We start from the raw sequence: 17,594 nt of genomic DNA, 5'->3' as shown, positions 1-17,594 counted from the left end.
TCGTCGCTGCACCCGATCGAAGTGCGCGAGGATCGACCCGAACGCGCCAGCACCCACCAGCACGACTCCGGCGTCGGTCCAGCCGACATCGCCGCCGTGACGACGTGACGAAACGAGAGGACCCCGATGAGTGAATTCGACGAGATCATCGACGCCGCCGAGGCGTGGAACGCCGCCGAACCCGACGAGGACCTGCGCGTCGAACTCGTCGATCTCGTCGAGGCGGCCCGGTCCGACGACCCCGAGGAGCGGGCGGCTGCTCGTTCCGATCTCGCGCAGCGCTTCTCCGGTCGCCTCCAGTTCGGCACTGCCGGTCTCCGGGCGGCCGTTGCGGCTGGGCCGATGCGGATGAATCGGCTGGTCGTTCGCCAGGCGGCCGCGGGACTCGGCCGGTGGTTACTCGACGAGCAGGCTGCGGGTCGGATCGATCGGGCGGCCGAGCGCGGCGTCGTGATCGCGCACGATGCTCGACGCAAGAGCGACCTCTTCGCGCTCGACACGGCACGGGTGCTCGCGGCGATGGGCATCCGCTCGATGCTGCATCCCGGGGTGCAGCCGACACCGGTGTTGGCCTGGTCGATCACGGGTCTCGAGGCTGCCGCTGGTGTCGTCGTGACGGCGTCGCACAATCCGCCCGCCGACAACGGGTACAAGGTCTTCCTCGAGACGGGCTCGCAGATCGTCAGCCCGGTCGACACGCAGATCTCCGCCTGCATCGGCGCGTTCGACCCGCTCGCGGTGCCGCTCGCGCAGGAAGACGATCATCTGATTCGCCGACTCGACCTGTCGTGGCAGGAGGCGTACGTGGCGTCGATCCCGGCGGTTCGGTTGCGTCCGGAGGTTCCGGGGGTTCCGGTGGCGTACAGCGCGATGCATGGGGTCGGCGCCGAGACGATCGAGTTGGCGTTCGCTGCGGCCGGGTTCGAGCCGCCGATCCCGGTCGTCGAACAGCACCTCCCCGATGCTCGGTTCCCGACCGTCGCGTTCCCGAATCCCGAGGAGCCGGGCGCGATGGATCTGCTGCTCGAGACGGCGCAGGAATCGGGCGCGGCGATCGCCCTCGCGAACGACCCCGATGCCGACCGCCTGGGTGTTGCCATCCCGACCGACGATGGAGGCTGGCGCAAGCTGAGCGGCGACGAGATCGGTTGGCTGTTCGCCGATCACATCCTGGCCAACACCACCGGCGACGACCGGCTGGTGGTGACCACGCTGGTGTCGTCGTCGCTGCTCGGTCGCATGGCCGCGGCCCGCGGCGTACACGCGGAGGAGACCTTCACCGGTTTCAAGTGGATCGGAAAGATCGCGACCGAACGTGCAGCGATCGGCCAGCGGTTCGTGCTCGGCTACGAGCAGGCGCTGGGGTATCTCGTCACCGACCGACCGCTCGACAAGGACGGCATCTCGGCCGCCGTGCTGATGGCCGAGATCGCTGCGTGCGCGGCTGCCGACGGTGTGACGCTGCAGGGCCGCCTCGACGCGATCGCCGACGAGTTCGGTCGCTACGTCACCGCCGAGTTGTCGGTCCGCATGGAACCGGCCGCCGGTGCGGCGTGGGTGGACGACGTCGAAGCCTCGCCACCAGCGACGGTCGGGGATCGAGCGGTCGAATCGGTGTCGACGTATCCGGAGGCGGGCTTGGTTCGCCTCATGCTGGACGGTGGCGTGCGCATCCAGATCCGTCCGAGCGGTACGGAGCCGAAGGTCAAGCTCTACGGCGAAGGCGTCGACATCGACGTGGCCGTCCTCGACGAGTTGTTGGCCGCGCTCGCCGCGACCGCACCGGCGAACTGACTCCGAGGGTGACGCGCAGCGCTCGGAGCCCGTCGCCGGGCGAGCGCCTGGCCAGTACAGTCGTGGCGTGCTGACGACCGAGCAAGTTGCCGCCTTCGAACGCGACGGGTTCGTCACCGTGCCCGGCTTCGCGAGCCGAGCGTCCTGCGAGCGGCTCCAGGCGCGTGCCAACGAGATGGTCGACGCGTGGGAGCCATCGGAGCACCGCTCGGTGTTCACGACCAACGAGCAGGAGCGGCAATCGAATCGCGAGTTCCTCGATTCCGGTGCGACGTCATGGTGCTTCTTCGAGGAGGAAGCGTTCGGTCCGGACGGAGAACTCGCGCAACCGAAGATGCTGAGCATCAACAAGATCGGGCACGCTCAGCACGATCTCGACGACGAGTTCGAGCGCTTCGCGTACGATCCGCGCCTCGCCGAGGTGGCCGACGACATCGGGCTCGTCGACGCGCTCGCGTTGCAGTCGATGTACATCTTCAAGCAGCCGCGGATCGGTGGCGAGGTGTCGTGTCACCAGGACGCGACGTTCCTCTACACCGATCCCGTGACCGTCACCGGGTTCTGGTTCGCCATCGAAGATGCCACGCTCGACAACGGGTGTCTGTGGGCAGCCCCCGGCGCTCACCGCAGCTCGCTGCGACAGGTGTTCAAGCGCAACGACCTCGACGACCCGGCGTCGTCCGACGGCACCGTGTTCGATGTGCTCGATCCCGAGCCGTTGCCCGCACCGCCGGTCGAACTCGACGCGACGACGTCCTCGCTCGTACCGCTCGAGGTCGAAGCGGGCACGCTCGTCGTGTTGCACGGCCTGCTTCCGCACTGGAGCGGCCCGAATCGTTCGGGCACCAGCCGCCACGCGTACAGCCTCCACTGCATCTCCGGCCAGGCCGACTATCCCGACTGGAACTGGTTGCAACGCCCGGCGGACATGCCGCTGCGCCCCCTCGCCCGCTGATCCCCGACGGGCGCCGTCTGCACGGTCGGTAGCGTGATCGCCATGTCGATGGCCGATCTCATCCAGCGGGCGCCCAAGGCGCTGCTCCACGACCACCTCGATGGTGGCCTCCGCCCTCAGACGGTGATCGAACTCGCCAGCGAGTTCGGCTACGCCGACCTCCCGACGACCGATGTCGACGAGCTCGCCCGCTGGTTCAACCGTGGCGCCAAGCGCAACGACCTCGTGCTGTATCTCGAGACGTTCGCACACACCGTCGGGGTGATGCAGCACCGCGACGCGATCGAGCGTGTGGCCTACGAGTGCGCCGTCGATCTCGCCGCCGACGGCGTGGTGTATGCCGAGGTCCGCTTCGCTCCCGAACTGCACATCGACGGCGGGCTCACGTTGGACGAGGTCGTCGAGGCCGTGATGGCGGGGTTCCGGCGTGGCGCCGAAGGCACCGACCTCTTCATCTACGGCTTGGTCACCGCGATGCGCCAAGCGGCTCGGAGTCTCGAGATCGCCGAGGTCGCCGTCCGCCACCGTGACAACGGTGTCGTCGGCTTCGACATCGCCGGGCCCGAGGCCGGGTTCCCACCCACGCGACACCTCGACGCGTTCCAATACGTCAAGCGGGAGAACTTCCATTCGACGATCCATGCGGGCGAAGCGTTCGGGCTGCCGTCGATCTGGGAGGCGGTGCAGTTCTGCGGGGCCGAGCGACTCGGGCACGGGGTGCGCCTCGTCGACGACATCGAGCTCGACGAGGCGGGCGACGCCACGCTCGGCCAGCTCGCCACCTACATCCGTGATCGTCGGATCCCGCTCGAAGTGTGTCCGACCTCGAACGTCAACACGGGGGTCGCCGCCACCATCGCCGAGCATCCGATCGGGATGCTGCGCCGTCTGCGGTTCCGTGTGACGCTCAACACCGACAACCGGTTGATGAGCGACACGTCGATGACCGACGAGATGATCGCATGCTGCGAGGCGTTCGGCTGGGGGCTCGACGATCTCCAGTGGCTCACGGTCAACGCGGTGAAGTCGGCGTTCGCTCCGTTCCCCGAGCGGATCAAGATCATCGACGGGCTGATCAAGCCGCGCTACGCGATGCTCAAAGCCGAACAGCAACTCGGGGTCTGACAGGCTGGCGACCATGTCTGTCGAAACCGTCATCGTCGATCACCCGCTCGTGCTCGATGCGCTCACGCGCATCCGTGACATCGACACCCCCAACGCGTTGTTCCGCCAACATCTCGAACGGATCGGCATGCTGCTCATCGCCGAAGCGACGCAGACGCTGCCGACCGTCGAGGGCACGGTCGTCACCCCGCTGACCGAGACCTCCGCGATTCGGCTCGCCGTCCAACCCGTGATCGTGCCGATCCTCCGGGCCGGTCTCGGGTTCCTGGCTCCGGCGCAGCAGTTGCTCCCCAACGCCGACATCGGCTTCATCGGCATCGCACGCAACGAAGCAACCCACGAGCCGGAGCCCTACGTCAACAAGCTCCCCGACGACATCGGGGATCGACCGGTCATCGTCGTCGACCCCATGCTGGCGACCGGCGGCTCGCTGATCCACACGCTGCAGCTGTTGGTCGAGCGCGGCGCTCAGCAACCGCTCACCGTCGTGTGCGCGCTGTGCGCCCCCGAAGGCATTTCGGCCGTCGCCGAGTCGGGTATCGACGTCACACTGTTCACGGCGTCCGTCGACGATCGCCTCAACGACGATGCCTACATCGTCCCCGGCCTCGGCGACGCCGGCGACCGCCAATTCGGTGCACCCGCGTGATGTCGATCTCGCGTCAGTCTGGTGTCAGACACCGCGTTGACGCATCAGTCTGGTGTCAGACACCGTGTTGACCGCGCCGGCACGTCGATCTACCGATCCACGTTGACGGTGGCGACCATGTCGGGGTGCAGGGTGCAGAAGAGGCTGTAGACGCCGGGCTCGTCGAAGGAGAGTTCGTAGTTGGTACCCGGAGCGAGCAGCCCGGAGTCGAACTCGTCGAGTGCAGGCGACTCGAACGTTCCGGAGCTGACCGTGTGCGGGACGGCATCGACGTTGTTGAAGAACAGTGACTGGCCGACCGTGACGTTGAGTTCGCCGGTGTACATGAAGTCGGTGATCAACGACTGCTGAGCACCTTCGGGAAAGTCGGAGCCGCGCACTTCGCGACTTTCGCGGATCGAATTCGCGTCGAGGATCGGAGCCACCGTGGAGTTCCACATCGCGAACACGCCGAGGTCGTTGTCGTGCCCGGGCTCGACCCACGCGTGGATCATCCACCCGAGCGCAGCGCTGAACGACCCGCCGGCGGCTTCGCATTCCGAGCGGGGGAGGAACGAGTCGCGGCCTTCGCTTGCTCCGCGGCACAGGTTGTAGTGGATGTGCCAGTTGTCGAGGGGGCCGTCGAAGGTCTCGGGATGCTCGTTGCCGATGATCTGCGGCGGGATGATGAACGACGTACCGATCAGTTTCATCGGATCGCCGCTCCAGGTGCCGTCCTCGCATTGCCCGAGCGGGCCCGAGGGGAGCGTGTCGTCGGCGAGGGCGTACAGCAGGATTTCGGGCCGGGACGGGTCGAAGCCGTCGGCGATCCAGTCGACTCGGTAGAGATGGGTGCCCATGTTCGGCGTCTGGATTCGGTCGCTGATGAACCCTGCGGCACATGCGGTGTCGATGTCGCGATGAGCGACGGCGAACTCGCTCAACTCGTCGAGTTGCGCGACGAGTCCGGTCAGTTCGTCGGGGGTCATTTGCAACTGCGGCGGGATCGGTGCCCCAGATTCGTGCAGTTCCTTCAGTTCGAGGTAGCTGCATGGCAGATCGGTCTGTTGGCAGCGGACCGCGTCGTCGATGGGGCCTTCGACGAGGGTGGGGACGACACCGACGGAGTTTTCGCGGAACACGTAACGGCTGTATCCGGGCGCTCCGCCTGCCGCGAACGTGAGGCCCTCGGGGAACTGCGCGTCGGCGCCCGCCTGATCGAACGCAGCGGCCTGCTCGATGTAGGCGTTCATCTGCTCGGCGGTCCGAGCCTCGGCCGGATCGATCGTCGTCGGCGCTGCGACCGTGGTGGTCGATTCGCGAACCGTGGGTGTCGTGTCGGCTGGGTCGAGCGGGGCGCTCGACGACGCAGGCGTCGGCGGATTCGTCGTCGTGGGAGCGGGTGTGCCGGTGTCGCCGGTGTCGTCGTTCGAGCCCGCACACGCGGCCAGTGTCAGCGCCCCGACGAGCCCGATGGCGATGATCGGCGTCCGCATCTTGTGCGTCATGTTGTGCGTCATGTTGTGCGTCCTTCGTGATCACGGCAACGGTTGCGTGCGCTGTTGACCGTAGTGCCCCGCCACCCCGCCGCGATGAGGATGATCCGGTAGCGAGCGGATGATGCTCATCGCACGAGCAGGGGACCCCGCCGCGATGAGGATGATCCGGCAGCGAGCGGATGATGCTCATCGCGGGAGGGGGAGGGCATCGGTAGCCTCGACCGCATGGCAGAAACCGGGAAACTCACGGTGCTCGGTGCGACCGTGCGGCACGCGATCGAGCACGTCGAGGTGTTTCCGGCGCCGACCGGCATCACGACCGTGACGTTCACCAACGACGAGTTGAACTCGATGTGCCCGGTCACCGAACAGCCCGACCTGTCGAGCGTCGTGATCGAGTACGCCCCCGACGAGTGGTGCGTCGAGTCGAAGAGCCTCAAGCTGTTTCTGTGGGGCTTTCGCGACCGAGCGGTGTTCGCCGAGGCGCTCGCAGTGGAGATCGCCACGGAGATCATGACCAGCGCTCAGCCGACCAGCGTCACCGTGACCCTCACGCAGCGTCCGCGCGGCGGGATCGAGGTCCGTGCGGTCAGTCACCTGGAGCGGTGAGTATCTGCTGCGTAGCTGTTGTCGCGTGACCTGGCATGCGTCGGTCGGGAAACACGTTGTTCATCAGCGCGTGGCGCCCTGCGGGCCGAGGGACCCGCCAACTCGGTTAGCCTGTGCCGGTTCACCGTGAACAAGCGAACACCACATAATGTCCCGAGAAGGGGGAACACATGATCAAGCACAAGCGCCTCGCGGCGGCGGGTCTCGCCACCGCACTGGTCCTGGCTGCCTGTGGCAGTGACGACGACAGCAGCGAACCTGCTGACGAGCCTGCCGAGGATGTCACCGAAGAGCCTGCCGACGAGGCCCCGGCCGAAGAGCCCGCCGACGAGCCGGCTGCTGAATCCGACGTCACGCTCGGTATCGCCTTCGACACCGGCGGCCGCGGCGACGGAACGTTCAACGACTCGGCTGGCCGTGGCGCCGACCGAGCCGAAGCCGAACTCGGCGTCGCGCTGCAGGAACTCGAAGCCGCTGGCGCCGATGACCGCGGGCCGAACGTGGAGACGCTGGCTGGTGCCGGCGCCAACCCGGTCGTCGCGATCAGCTTCTCCTTCGGTGACGCAGTCGCCGAGGCATCGGCCAACTTCCCCGACACGCAGTTCGCTGTGATCGACGGGTTCATCCCCGACGCTCCGGCCAACGTGACGTTGGTGGCTTTCGCCGAAGAGCAGGGCTCGTTCCTCGTCGGTGCCGCTGCCGCGCTCGCTTGCGAATGTGACCAGCTCGGCTTCATCGGTGGTCAGGAGATCGACCTCATCAAGAAGTTCGAAGCCGGCTACGTCGCTGGCGCCCAGCAGGTCAACCCCGACATCACCGTCGAGGTCCAGTACCTCGGCGCTGCCGGTGACGACTCCGCTTGGGCAGCGCCCGACAAGGCGAAGGAAATCGCCACTGCTTGGTACGCCGACGGCGTGGAAGTCATCTACACCGCCGCCGGCGGGTCGGGCCAGGGCACCATCGAAGCGGCCGTCGAGGCCGACAAGTGGGCCATCGGCGTCGACTCCGACCAGTACCTCACCGCGTCGCCCGAGCAGCAGGAGCACATCCTGACCTCGATGCTCAAGCGGGTCGACAACGCTGTGTTCGCCATCGCCGAAGCGGCGATCGCCGGCACGCTCGCAGGTGGCTTCGTCACCTACGACCTGTCGACCGACGGTGTGGGCTACTCCACCTCCGGTGGGTACCTCGATGCCTACGAGGCCGAGCTCGAAGACCTCAAGCAGCAGGTCATCGACGGCACGATCGTCGTGCCGACCGCTCCGGAGTGATCGTTCAGGTCACTGATTTCATCAGGTCGACACGTTCGGCCTGATTCGAAGAACAGCGTGTGAAGAACATGCGATGCAGCGCCCGGGGGTTTCGGCCTCCGGGCGTTGTGCGTCTACGCTGCACCGATCACACCGTCGGTCGGTGGGCACGGCCCAAGGAGTCACATGAGCGCAACACCAGCGGTCGAATTGATCGGAATCGAGAAGCGATTCCCCGGCGTGATCGCCAACCACGACGTCAACATCACCGTCGACCCACAGACGATTCACGCGATCATCGGTGAGAACGGTGCTGGCAAGTCGACCTTGATGAAGACGTTGTACGGCATGCACCAGCCCGAGAAGGGCACGGTGGTCGTCAACGGCCTCGAGCAGCATTTCCGTTCGCCATCCGATGCGATCGATGCCGGGATCGGCATGGTGCACCAGCACTTCATGCTCGCCGAGAACTTCACGGTGCTCGAGAACATCATCCTCGGTGCCGAACCGACCAACGGCATCAGGCTCGACATGAAGTCCGCGCGAACCGAACTGGCCCGCATCGCCAAGAACGCCGGCATCAGCATCGACCTCGACGCGTTCGTCTCGGAGCTCGGAGTCGGTCAGCGCCAGCGGGTCGAGATCCTCAAGGTGCTCTTCCGCGGCGCGAAGATCCTCATCCTCGACGAACCCACCGCCGTGTTGGTTCCCCAAGAGGTCGACGAGTTGTTCGAGAACCTGCGCCAACTCGTTGCCGATGGCGCCACCGTGATCTTCATCTCCCACAAGCTCGACGAGGTCCTCGCGGTCAGCGACGACATCACCGTGATCCGAGCGGGAACGACCGTGGCGTCGGTCAAGCCCGCCGAGGTGACCCAGACCGGTCTCGGCGAGCTGATGGTCGGCGATGCACTGCCCTCTGCCGAGCCTCGCACGACGACCATCAGCGACGAGGTTCGCCTCGAGGTGACATCGCTGACCGTTGCGAATCCTGTGCCGGGAGTGTCGAAGCCGCTCGTGAGCGACGCCTCGTTCGCCGTCCGGTCAGGCGAGATCCTCGGCGTCGCCGGTGTCGAAGGCAACGGACAATACGAGCTGTGCCAGGCCATCCTGGGCCTGGTCGAGAGCGAAGGAACGATCCGCCTCGACGGCAATGACGTCACGATGCTGTCGACCCGGCAGCGACTCGAAACCGGTCTCAGTTACATCCCGTTCGACCGCCACTCCGAAGGTCTCATGCTCGATGCACCGCTGTGGGAGAACCTGCTCCTCACCCGTGACGAGGAGCCGCCGTTCAGGTCGGGCGCGTTCGTGAATCAGAAGGCTGTACGAGATGCCACCCTCGACACGATCGACAAGTTCGGCGTGCGCACCCCCGATGAGACCGTCCCGGCGTATGCGCTGTCGGGCGGCAACCAGCAGAAGCTGCTCGTCGGCCGAGAACTCGACAGCAACCCGAGCGTGATGATCGCCGCCCATCCCACCCGCGGTGTCGACGTCGGCGCCCAGGCGACGATCTGGCATCATCTGCGTGCCGAACGTGACGACGGCCTCGCTGTCTTGCTGATCACCGCCGACCTGGAGGAGCTGATCGCCTTGTCCGACCGAATCATCGTGATGTTCGACGGCCTCATCCACGCCGAACTCCAACCCGCCGAGGCCACCCCCGAGATCCTCGGCACCTACATGACCGGTGGACGGCCGGAGCGTGCGGCGTGAGCATCATCGACGATCCACCGAGCGATCCGGTCGAACGACCGAAGCACCCGGGACTCACCGCGGAACGCCGCAGGGCGCGTCTCGAGGCCGGTTTGGTGATGGCCGGGAGCTCGGTCTCCGCCGTGATCATCGCCTTGATCTTGAGCGCTGCACTGCTCGTGCTCACCGGCAAGAGCCCACTCGACGTGCTGTCGACGATGTGGGACACGGCGACGACGACTCGGTTCCAGTACGAGACGATCGAACGGGCGATTCCGTTCGTCATCTCGGCGATCGCGTTCGCCGTGGCCGCCAAGATGAACCTGTTCAACATCGGCGTCGAGGGGCAGTACCTCTTCGGGATGTTCTGGGCGGCGGTCGCCGGCGCGTATGTGGATCTGCCCGGGCCGATCCACGTGCTGTTCATCCTCGTTGTCGGCGCTGCAGCCGGTGCCTTCTGGGCCGGCATCGCCGGCTATCTCAAGGTGCAACTCGGGGTGAGCGAGATCATCAGCACGATCATGCTCAACGCGATCGCGCTGCAGATCATCGACTGGCTGTTCAACGACTTCTTCCGTTTCGACGACGGCACGGGCTCGCTCGACGTTCGCACGAAACCGATTCCCGACTCGGGCCTCATGCCCGACATCGTGGACGGGCGGGTCAACGGCTTCTTGGTCGTCTCGCTGATCGTCGCGGCGGCCTACTACGTGCTCGTGTCGAAGAGCCGGTTCGGGTTCCGACTTCGAGCTTCGGGGTTGAACCCGACGGCCGCGTCCACGTCGGGTATCAGCTCGAAGAAGATGGTGCTGGTCGCGATGCTGATCTCGGGCGGTGTGGCCGGACTCGCCGGACTCCAGTACTTGATCGGTGATGCCGGTGCCTACGGTCCGTCTCGCCCGAGCGGCTATGGCTTCAGCGGCCTGTCGGTCGCCTTGCTCGGCCGAAACCATCCGGTCGGCATCGTGCTGGCTGGCGTGCTCTGGGGCTTCCTCGAAGCATCGGCCGGACCGTTGCAGCTCGTGGGGATCCCGCGGTCGATCGTCAACGTGATCCAGGGCATCACCCTGTTCTCGGTCGTGATCGTCAACGGCATCGTCAATCGGTGGTACACGAAGCGCACGACCGAGCGGGCTGCGGCCCGCCTCAGCATGGAGGCCGGGGAATGACCGTCGTCGATCAGCCAGTCGGAGCGACCGGTGCGCCGGTGCCGACCTCGTTGGCGCGCGGTCGCAAGTGGCGCGTCGCGTTGCTGCTCGCGGGTGGCCTGTTCGTGCTGTTGTCGATCGTCCGCTTCACGACCGATGCGAGTGCGTTGACGTCGTCGATCACGGTCGGCGCAGCGCTTCGAGCCACGATCCCGATTCTGCTCGCTGGCCTCGCAGCGCTCTGGGCCGACCGCGTCGGCATCGTCAACATCGGTATCGAGGGGATGATGATCCTCGGTACGTGGTTCGGTGGGTGGGCGGCCTGGCAGTGGGGCGCGTACGTCGGCGTGCTGTTCGCCATCCTCGGCGGCTCGATCGGAGGTCTCATCCATTGTGTTGCGGTGACCCGTTTCAACGTCGACCACGTCATCTCCGGCGTCGCGATCAACATCCTCGCCCTCGGTGCGATGCGCTACCTGTCGGAGTTGATCTTCGTGGGCGAGCAGGGTGGTGGCATCACGCAGTCGCCGCAGCAGACGTCGTCGATCGGCAAGTTGAGTCTGCCGGTGCTCTCGGGAGGATGGGGAACGCCGGACGTGCTCGGCAACCTCGAGAAACGCGGGTGGTTCCTCATCTCCGACGCGGCGGGCATCCTGCGCGGACTGACGATCGACGTGTCGTACTTGTCGATCCTCGCGCTCGTGCTGGTTCCGGTGACGTTCTTCGTGCTCTGGCGGACTCGGTTCGGCCTGCGGATCCGCTCGTCGGGCGAACAGCCGCACGCCGCGGAATCGCTGGGTGTCAAGATCGTGCCGCTGCGCTACCAGGCGATGCTGATCAGCGGAGGCCTGGCCGGGCTCGGCGGTGGTTTCCTCGCGATCGTGGCCACCTCCTTCTATCGACAGGGGCAGACGCAAGAACGCGGGTACATCGGCCTGGCGACGGCGATCTTCGGGAATTGGCGGCCGACCGGTGTGCTCGGCGGTTCGGCGCTGTTCGGCTTCGGTGAGGCATTGCAGTTGGTCGGCTCGAAGGCCGTACCCAAACTCTTCTTGGTGTTCGCGATCGTTGGTCTCGTCGCGATGATCCGAGCGGTGATGAAGCGCAAGGTCGTCCCGGCGGTCGTGATCGGCGTGCTCGCAGCACTGTCACTGCTCGCGTTCGTCGCGGTCGACGAAGTACCCGAGCCGCTGACCAAGTCGGTGCCGTTCGTCCTGACGCTGATCGTGCTCGCCACCGCGGCGCAACGATTGCGACCTCCCGCGTATACGGGTCGACCGTTCGTCTCCGGTGAGGAGCATTGACGATGCATGCCGATTCTTGGGGGTTGGCGTCGTGAGCGACGTCGGGCTGTCGCTCCTCCACGACCATCTCGACGGCGGTCTGCGCGTCGCCACGGTGCTCGACATCGCCGACTCGATCGACTGGCAGCTACCGACCACCGAGCCGTCGGCGCTGGCCGCATGGTTCACCGCCGGGGCAGCGTCGGGCGACTTGCTGCAGTACCTCGCGACCTTCGAGCACACGCTGGCGGTGATGCAAACAGAAGAACACATCGAACGCGTCGCGTACGAGGCGGCGGTCGATTTGGCCGCAGACGGTGTGGTGTACGCCGAGGTTCGCTTCGCTCCCGAGCTGCATCAACAGCAGGGCCTGTCGCTCGATGCCGTGGTCGCGGCGGTCACCGCGGGGTTCCGGCGCGGTGAGGCCGAGGTTCGAGCTGGCGGCGCGGACATCTACATCGGAGCGATCTTGTGTGCGATGCGGACCGAGCAGCGCTCGATGGAGATCGCGCAACTCGTCGATCGGTTGCGCGAGGACGACGACAAGGTGCTGGCCTTCGATCTGGCCGGCGCCGAGACGGGCTGGCCGCCGTCATTGCATGCCGAGGCGCTCGAGTTTGCCCGCGAACGGCATCTCAACATCACCATTCACGCGTCCGAACCTCCCGATCTCGAACTGATCAGCGATGCGTTGGCCCATGGGGCCCACCGCATCGGCCACGGGGTCCGGCTCCTCGCCGACATGACGATCGACGATGGTGAGATCACCTCGATGGGTCCCTTGGCGCGGTTCGTTCTCGATCGTCAGATCCCGCTCGAGATGGCACCGACGTGTCACGTGCATGTCGGAGCGGTGCCCGACATCGCCAGCCATCCGATCGGCCCGATGCTGCGCGCCGGCTTCGACGTCAGCGTCAACACCGACAACCGGCTGATGAGCGCGGTGATGCCGTCGACGGAGATGGCACTCCTGCGCTCGACGTTCGGTCTGACCGACGACGAGGTTCGTCAGTTGGTCCGCAACGGCGTGGCCGCAGGGTTCGCGCCGATCGAACGTCGCCGCGAGATTCTCGCCAGCTTGTGACCTGATCGATCAGTCGCGCCAGGCGTCACGGTGTGTGTCAGACACAGACCGTGACGCCCCGAGCGGGCCAGTGGTAGGCGTGGTCGGGGAGCGGGCGCAGCCAGGAGGTGGCTTCGGCGCCGAGTGCGCGGCCGGCGTCGACGGCGGCATCGATGCGCTCCGAGCGATACCACTCTGCGAGGAACGCGGCGATGAACGCGTCGCCGCACCCCACCGTCGTTCCGATCACCTCGACGGGATCGACCTCGAACCAGTGGTCGCGGCGTCGTTCGGTTCGCCCGTCGATCACCCGAACGCCCTGCGACCCGAAGGTCATCACGAGAAGCGACGATGCCTCGACCGCCCGATTCGCCAGTTCCGTGGCTCCAGCATCGTCGGGTCGGCCGGGCCACCCGACGAAGCCGATGTCGAGGTGTCGCAGGGTCGCGGCGAACCGCTCGACGGTGAGATGACGAGCGCTGAGAAAGTCGCCGGTGAGCGGCGCTGCACCAACCAGGCGCTCGGCAGCGAGACGGTGGAGTTCCCGATCGACGACCTCGACCAGCACGAGATGACTCGGCGATGCGCCGAAGAGGCGGTCGGCTTCGTCGACGGTCACCCGCACGTCGGCGAGGACCCCTTCGACGAACTGATCCATGACGGGTTGGCGGTCGTCGGCGAACCGGATGTCGACGGTACAGGCCGGTCCATCGGCGATCAGGTCTGGCGTCGAGTTGATGCCGTGACGGTCACAGAACGCGTCGAAGAGCTCGGACCGGTCGCTCGACACGCGGCTGATCACCTCCACTTCGAGTCCTCGCCGAGCCCAGTGGAACGCCATGTTGAGCGCTCCGCCGCCCGGCAGATCGGCGTGGTCGCTGGTGTCGGCGTCGTCGACCGTGCCTCGGTACTGGTCGATGCTGAGCGGGCCGAGCAAGCGGGCAGTGATCGTCGAGGTCATACGTCGGCCAGCGGGTCGTGGCGAAGGTCGCCGAGCGCGAGGAAGCGGTCGTAGCGCACTTCGATCACCTTGGCCATCTGCCAATACGCCTCGACCGAGAGGTGAGCGCACCCTTCGAGGTGGTACCACTCGTGGCGCCCGGGCAGGGTCGTGATCAGCGCCGGATCGTGGACCGGCACCACGGCGGGATTGAGGAAGTACGCCGGTGACTCGGCATCGCGGATCTGGGCAAGGTAGCGCCCGCGAAATCCTCGTGCACGCGGCACCAGGTGGCGTTCGCCGGTGCCGAGGTCGATCGCCTCCGTCGCCTCACCCCACGCCATCTCGCTGCGTGCGTCGACGACCTGTGTGGCACGCTGCTCGTCTGCGAGTTCGGCGACGACGCGGCGCACGGAGATGTCTTGATAGTGGTTGGCGGCCGGACCGGGCTGTACGTAGTCGTCGTCGTGCACGTTGTCGACGCTGTGGTCGTAGACGTTGGCGCAGTGCGTCACCAGCCAGTCGACGATCGCCGGGTTCCGCCGCAGGTGGACGCGGTACGCCTCCTCGTACTCGGCGATCGCGGTATCGAAGTCGACGAGTTCGCCGCGCACCACGAACCGGTATCGCCAGCCGTCAGGCCCGCAGCGTTCGTCGAGCAGGTCGGCGCGGCGCTGTTTGTCGTCGCCGCTGAAGCCGGGGAGACCGACCGGAATCCAGATCCGCGCCAGTACGTCGACATCACCCAGCGGTCCGTCGAGCGGCTGGTCCAGCGGTCCGTCGAGCGGCTGTGCGGAGGCAGAGGGACCGGTCATCGACGCGAGCGTAGTGGTGGGGCCGCTGCGGGGATGAGCCGCTGATGTCTGACATCGCTGCTGGGCACGTATCGTTGGGGCGTGGCCTCGTCGACGACACCACCGCGTTCCGCGCCTCGTCAGCGGGTCAGCCGACAGCGCTATTGGCTTCGCCGCGTGGGAGTGCTGTGCGTCCTCGGTGTGATCGGGTACGCGAGCGTCATGGCGGTCGTGGGACTGCTCGATGACGGCGACAGCGGCGACACCACGACGGCGACACCGAGCGAAGCCGAGGCCGAGACCGAAGCCGGGACCGACACGGCGGCAGACGCCGGAGCGGACGCCGACGCCGGCAACGGGAACGCCGCCGACGAGCCAGCGACGGAGGCGACCGACGTCGCCGGCGTCGAGGTCGAGGGGGTGGCGCTGACACCGGGCCAGGAGGCGACTGGCGACAGCGCGGCCACGACGGATCCGGAGCCAGCGTCGAGCGGTCCGCCGTCGCCGTCGAACCCGGCCAAGGTCTTCATCGTCGGCGACAGCGACGCCGGCACGTTTGGGCCCTATCTCCAACAGCTTCTCGACGGCACACGCATCGTCGAGACCTCCCTCGACTACAAGGTGTCGTCGGGTCTCGCTCGTCCCGACTTCTTCAACTGGCCCGAAGAACTCGACCGCAAGCTGCCAGAGGTCGACCCCGACATCGTGGTCGTCACCTTCGGGGGCAATGACTCGCAGGGGCTCTCGTTGCCGCAACCCGAACTCGAGTTCATCGTCGGAGATCCCGTGGCGAACGAGGCCGAGTGGACCGAGGAGTACCAGCGGCGGGCAGGCGCGGTCATGGACCAACTGCTCGAGAACGACCGCGAGGTGATCTGGGTCGGTATTCCCAACGACGACAACGCCGACGTCACGGCGCGCCTCGCGATTCAGGATCGAGCCGTGAGGGCGGCAGCGGCCGAACGACCCGAGATCGTCTTCATCGACACCTGGAAGCGGTTCTCCGGTCGAGACGGCAACTGGGCCGAGTTCGTCGTCGACCCGCGCGACGGAGTGGGCAAAGACGTTCGTGCCTCCGACGGGTTCCATCTCAACACGACCGGTGCCGAGATCCTGGCAATCGACATCGCCGTGGCCGTGCAGGATGCGCTGCGCGACATGGGCGCCGCGATCTGATCCGCTACGACGGCGAGTCGCCGTTCGGTTCAGCAGGTTCGTTCAGCGAGATGGTGGCCCGGATCGCTCAGCGGGTGGTCACTGCGTCTTGCCGCGAGACTGGATCTTCTCCCGGCGGGCGGCGACCTTGTCGGGGCTGAACTGGCTGCGTCGCCACGCACGTCCGTCGCGGGCCTCGGTCTCCCATGCGTCGTCGTCGGTCGCGATCGATGCGTACGTCTCGCGGATCTGACGCACGCCGTCTTGCTCGTTGCCGACGATGTCGGAGGCGAGTTGACGGGTGAACGGGAGCAACTCGTCATGCGCAACGACGTGGTTGACGAGTCCGAACTGCAGCGACTCCTCCGCGCCCATGAAGTTGCCGGTGAAGCTCATCTCGCGGGCCCGTCTGACGCCGATCGCCTGGGGGAGCAGGACCGTGAGCCCCCAGCCGGGCATGACCCCGACCCGTGCGTGGGTGTCGCCGAACTTGGCGTGCTCGCTCGCGACGAGGAAGTCGCAGTTCAGTGCCAGCTCGAAACCTCCGGTGACGGCGACCCCGTTGATCGCTCCGATGAGCGGTTTCGTGAGCTTGGGGAACGGGCCGCGAGCGCCGCGATCGTTGGGGCTGGCACCGTCGGGTCGGCCGCTCGACGACGAGCCACCGAGGTTCCCGCCGGTGGAACCGAGTTCCTTGAGGTCGAGTCCGGCCGAGAACGCAGGGTCGGTTCCGGTCAGGATGATCACGTCGACTGCGTCGTCGTGTTCGGCGTCGCTCAGCAGCCGCGGGAGCAGGGTCAGGACCTCACTCGAGAGCGCGTTGCGCGCCTCGGGTCGATTGATCGTCACCGTCGCGATCCGGTCGGCGACGTCGTACAGCACCACGGGTTCAGCCATGCGTCCATCCCAGCACATCGACTCGGCTGGCTCATCATCCCGGGCGACCACGTCCGGCTCCGACCGGTGCAGCGCGATCTCAGTCGGTCGGCAGGAAGCTGAGCTTCAGATCGCCGAGCTTGACGAGCGTCGAGGCGATCCAGCCGCCGAGGGCGCCGAAGTGGTCGTCGAGCAGACTGCTGCGTCCGTCGGCGACGGTTTATTCTGCCAACTCGTACAGCCCTTCGTAGGTGATCTCGACGGCGTACTCTGCCGCGAAGTCGAGCGGGTCTCCGTCGGGGTCGGGATGCGACACCTCGGTCGTCAGCCCGGCCCTTTCGAGACGGTCGTCGCCGATCAGCGGGCTCGACTGGGGCATGGCGGCGTAGACCTGTTCGGGATCGACGGGTGCTGCCAATTGTTGGACACGCAACACGATCTCCATCTCGATCGCGGGCCGGACCTCGAGTTCGTCGTCGACGTACCAACGTCGGTACGCAGCTTGGCTCCACGACGGCCAGTCGAAGGTGATGTGTGCGACGACCCGCGGTGGTTCGCCTTCGCCGGGAAGCCCATAGCTCGTCTCCCACGTGAGGTCGCCGAGGAGCACGTCGGACTGGAAGTGTTCCTCGAACGGCTGGCGTTCGAGGAAGGCGGCTTCGAACGCATCGCGCAGCGCGCTGATCGCATCGGTGAACACGTGATCGAGCATCTGGCGCAAGGCTAAGCGACAGAGTGGGTCAGACCCACTCTGTCGCTCGCCTGGGGTCGTCTGTC

The 17,594-nt window shown here is 66.6% G+C and carries 16 protein-coding genes; 11 read left to right on the top strand and 5 right to left on the bottom strand.

What is annotated here, in order from left to right; all coding sequences use genetic code 11:
• Positions 1-126: 126 nt before the first annotated feature.
• The 4 genes from ACE37B_RS07795 (at position 127) to upp (ending at position 4,523) form a co-directional block, all read left to right on the top strand.
• Positions 127-1,794 (top strand): phospho-sugar mutase, encoded by a 1,668-nt coding sequence (locus ACE37B_RS07795; protein ID WP_409922709.1) that lies wholly within the window; start codon positions 127-129, stop codon positions 1,792-1,794.
• 67 nt (positions 1,795-1,861) lie between these two features.
• Entirely contained in the window at positions 1,862-2,749 is an 888-nt protein-coding gene (locus ACE37B_RS07790; protein WP_409922708.1) for a phytanoyl-CoA dioxygenase family protein, read from the top strand.
• Positions 2,750-2,791: 42 nt separating this feature from the next.
• Positions 2,792-3,874 (top strand): adenosine deaminase, encoded by a 1,083-nt coding sequence (locus tag ACE37B_RS07785; protein WP_409922906.1) that lies wholly within the window; start codon positions 2,792-2,794, stop codon positions 3,872-3,874.
• A 13-nt stretch (positions 3,875-3,887) separates the two neighbouring features.
• The gene (gene upp / locus ACE37B_RS07780) at positions 3,888-4,523 is read left to right on the top strand and encodes a uracil phosphoribosyltransferase (protein WP_409922707.1); all 636 of its coding nucleotides are present in this window, start codon (positions 3,888-3,890) and stop codon (positions 4,521-4,523) included.
• Between the two features lie 89 nt (positions 4,524-4,612).
• Here the strand turns inward: upp and ACE37B_RS07775 are convergent, their stop codons facing one another.
• Complete coding sequence (locus ACE37B_RS07775) at positions 4,613-6,022, bottom strand: plastocyanin/azurin family copper-binding protein (RefSeq protein WP_409922706.1); 1,410 nt, start codon at positions 6,020-6,022, stop codon at positions 4,613-4,615.
• Positions 6,023-6,226: 204 nt separating this feature from the next.
• Between ACE37B_RS07775 and queF the strand changes: the two genes are divergently transcribed.
• From queF to ACE37B_RS07745, 6 genes are all read left to right on the top strand, one after another.
• Positions 6,227-6,610 (top strand): preQ(1) synthase, encoded by a 384-nt coding sequence (gene queF / locus ACE37B_RS07770; RefSeq protein ID WP_409922705.1) that lies wholly within the window; start codon positions 6,227-6,229, stop codon positions 6,608-6,610.
• A 170-nt stretch (positions 6,611-6,780) separates the two neighbouring features.
• The gene (locus ACE37B_RS07765) at positions 6,781-7,881 is read left to right on the top strand and encodes a BMP family protein (RefSeq protein WP_409922704.1); all 1,101 of its coding nucleotides are present in this window, start codon (positions 6,781-6,783) and stop codon (positions 7,879-7,881) included.
• A gap of 165 nt (positions 7,882-8,046) precedes the next feature.
• Positions 8,047-9,579, top strand: a complete 1,533-nt coding sequence (locus ACE37B_RS07760) for an ABC transporter ATP-binding protein (protein WP_409922703.1) — start codon at positions 8,047-8,049, stop codon at positions 9,577-9,579.
• Entirely contained in the window at positions 9,576-10,727 is a 1,152-nt protein-coding gene (locus ACE37B_RS07755) for an ABC transporter permease (RefSeq protein ID WP_409922702.1), read from the top strand. The genes ACE37B_RS07760 and ACE37B_RS07755 overlap by 4 nt, the downstream gene beginning before the upstream one ends.
• Complete coding sequence (locus ACE37B_RS07750) at positions 10,724-12,010, top strand: ABC transporter permease (RefSeq protein ID WP_409922701.1); 1,287 nt, start codon at positions 10,724-10,726, stop codon at positions 12,008-12,010. The genes ACE37B_RS07755 and ACE37B_RS07750 overlap by 4 nt, the downstream gene beginning before the upstream one ends.
• A 31-nt stretch (positions 12,011-12,041) precedes the next feature.
• Positions 12,042-13,073, top strand: coding sequence for an adenosine deaminase (locus ACE37B_RS07745; protein ID WP_409922700.1), 1,032 nt, complete (start codon positions 12,042-12,044; stop codon positions 13,071-13,073).
• A 37-nt stretch (positions 13,074-13,110) separates the two neighbouring features.
• Here ACE37B_RS07745 and ACE37B_RS07740 read toward each other — a convergent pair whose 3' ends face one another.
• Positions 13,111-14,013, bottom strand: a complete 903-nt coding sequence (locus tag ACE37B_RS07740; protein ID WP_409922699.1) for a PfkB family carbohydrate kinase — start codon at positions 14,011-14,013, stop codon at positions 13,111-13,113.
• On the bottom strand, positions 14,010-14,807 hold the full coding sequence (locus tag ACE37B_RS07735; protein WP_409922698.1) for a hypothetical protein: 798 nt from the start codon (positions 14,805-14,807) through the stop codon (positions 14,010-14,012). Before ACE37B_RS07735 ends, ACE37B_RS07740 begins: the two co-directional genes overlap by 4 nt.
• A gap of 81 nt (positions 14,808-14,888) precedes the next feature.
• Between ACE37B_RS07735 and ACE37B_RS07730 the strand changes: the two genes are divergently transcribed.
• Entirely contained in the window at positions 14,889-15,962 is a 1,074-nt protein-coding gene (locus ACE37B_RS07730) for a DUF459 domain-containing protein (protein ID WP_409922697.1), read from the top strand.
• Between the two features lie 78 nt (positions 15,963-16,040).
• Here ACE37B_RS07730 and ACE37B_RS07725 read toward each other — a convergent pair whose 3' ends face one another.
• Together ACE37B_RS07725 and ACE37B_RS07720 are read right to left on the bottom strand one after the other, a co-directional pair.
• Positions 16,041-16,838, bottom strand: a complete 798-nt coding sequence (locus ACE37B_RS07725) for an enoyl-CoA hydratase (RefSeq protein WP_409922696.1) — start codon at positions 16,836-16,838, stop codon at positions 16,041-16,043.
• A 199-nt stretch (positions 16,839-17,037) separates the two neighbouring features.
• Positions 17,038-17,529 carry a hypothetical protein gene (locus ACE37B_RS07720; protein ID WP_409922695.1) on the bottom strand — a complete coding sequence of 164 codons (492 nt, stop codon included), beginning with the start codon at positions 17,527-17,529 and terminating at the stop codon, positions 17,038-17,040.
• Between the last annotated feature and the right edge of the window lie 65 nt (positions 17,530-17,594).

Origin of the sequence: Ilumatobacter sp., from assembly GCF_046290335.1 — a bacterium.
Taxonomy (GTDB): Bacteria; Actinomycetota; Acidimicrobiia; order Acidimicrobiales; family Ilumatobacteraceae; genus Ilumatobacter_A.
This window is presented reverse-complemented; position numbering and strand designations above follow the sequence as displayed.